Origin of the sequence: Parabacteroides massiliensis, assembly GCF_900155425.1 — a bacterium.
Lineage (GTDB): Bacteria > Bacteroidota > Bacteroidia > Bacteroidales > Tannerellaceae > Parabacteroides > Parabacteroides massiliensis.
Map to the genome: position 1 here is coordinate 1 of NZ_LT700206.1, position 1,078 is coordinate 1,078.

The following is a 1,078-nucleotide window of genomic DNA, read 5'->3' on the forward strand; positions in this document are numbered from 1 at the left end:
CGTGGTTGTGGTTCGTCTGGCTCTCCACAAGGTCAAATGCCATGAAAGTATCGCCATCCATGCACGAGAGCCGCTCATGTATCAGTTCCGGCAGGTCAAACACCTCCAACGCCTCTTCCTTGAACGGACTGCCCTCGTTGGCTGCACCGGCCCAGTCCGTCACGATATGCAGTTTCACTTCCGGTTCGGCCCGATATTCCACCCCGTCCACAATCGCGTTCCAGCGTATCGGGCAGAACTCCACGAACACGGCAGGGCGTTCCCAATTCTCCTCCTGCTCGATAAACTCCACATTGTGGTTCCACAGGTCGATGTGTTTTATCAAGCCTCCGCCCACCTCCTTCAGCTCCTTGCAGAGCATATTATAAAGTTCCTTTCTCATTTCCGTCTTATGTCAAATTCAACATTGAAATATTCCGTTATATTTTCCTCTATGATTTCACGGACAGCCTTCTCCACTTCGGGAGAAACCCCCAAGAAACGCCTTCGGGGAATCTTGATCATGCTGCCCTCCTTTTTCAAGGCCATGAACTTCCAGAACTCCGCCTCGCCGGTCAGCTGCACGGTACGTTTGTCCTTGCGTTTCTCTCCATTCTTCCTGCGTCCGAAAGAACCGGTCGCCTCGTAGTATTTATGCCAAAAGTAACGCTTCATCTTTTTTGTCACCCTTATCTCCCCGCCGTCATTGTGAATGGCCGCATACGAAAGGTCGGTGTAAAACGTGATGCTGTTCTCCGTGGTCCGGCTGGAAACGCTCCGCCTGAGCCGGCCGGTATCTATCAAAATAGAACCTCCGGGACGTGTCGGGCTTTTACGCCGCTGCCATGCCTCGGAGAAAAAAGCCTGACGCTCAAAATTACGGTCGAACTCATCTGTCATCTCCACCCGGATATCCTGCAGGATCCGGGCGATTATCTTCTGCACGTCCTTGTTCATAGTCATCGTCATTAAAGAGTAAAAGCTGGCGGGTCTCCTCGTCAGCTATCTTCTTGCTCGCATCCGCGCTCGCGTTGAGTATATTGTAGAATGTACGTTCGGTAACGGCATATACAGGATATACGTACCGCCGCCAGATCTC

At 51.9% G+C, this 1,078-nt stretch carries 3 protein-coding genes; all 3 read right to left on the minus strand.

Annotated features, from left to right (window positions below):
- A partial coding sequence (locus BQ9893_RS20960) for a hypothetical protein (protein WP_075967839.1) occupies positions 1–382 on the minus strand: 382 nt, incomplete at its 3' end.
- Positions 379–936: a phage virion morphogenesis family protein gene (locus BQ9893_RS20965; protein ID WP_072546186.1), complete on the minus strand. Its 558-nt coding sequence runs from the start codon at positions 934–936 to the stop codon at positions 379–381. The genes BQ9893_RS20960 and BQ9893_RS20965, both read right to left, overlap by 4 nt.
- Positions 869–1,078: hypothetical protein (locus tag BQ9893_RS20970; protein WP_075967840.1), on the minus strand; the 210-nt coding region annotated here is incomplete at its 5' end. The genes BQ9893_RS20970 and BQ9893_RS20965, both read right to left, overlap by 68 nt.